1 protein-coding gene is annotated in these 422 nt (G+C 46.9%); it reads right to left on the bottom strand.

The window, feature by feature from the left end; all coding sequences use genetic code 11:
* A partial coding sequence (locus tag ACP45E_RS22020; protein ID WP_141707489.1) for a glutamate synthase central domain-containing protein occupies window positions 1-422 on the bottom strand: 422 nt, incomplete at both ends.

Raw genomic sequence — 422 nt, 5'->3', positions numbered from 1 at the left:
GAACTGCGCCAACCGCCAGCATTGCTGGGATGGCAGCGTGGTTAGAGTTAACCGCACGGTCAGTCAGTAGAATAATAGAATAGCCATCAATCACGGCATCTTCAGCATATTGGCAGATACGCTTAAGCGCACGCTCTAACTTACCTTCGTCCCCATTTGCTTGGAATACGATATCCAGTGTCTTCGCTTGAAGATGCTCGTTGTCGATTGCACGCAGTTTTTCTAACTCTGAGTTAGAAAGAACTGGAGATTCAAGCTCTACTTTTTGGCAGTGTTCAGGTGTTTCAGCAAGTAGGTTCTGATCTTTACCTAGGTAAGTGTTCAGAGACATAACCATACGTTCACGAATCGGGTCGATCGGCGGGTTAGTGACTTGTGCAAACAGCTGCTTGAAGTAGTTTGATAGGAGATCGGAAGAGCGG

This window comes from Vibrio genomosp. F10 str. 9ZD137 (assembly GCF_049974785.1).
Taxonomy (GTDB): Bacteria; Pseudomonadota; Gammaproteobacteria; order Enterobacterales; family Vibrionaceae; genus Vibrio.
This window is presented reverse-complemented; position numbering and strand designations above follow the sequence as displayed.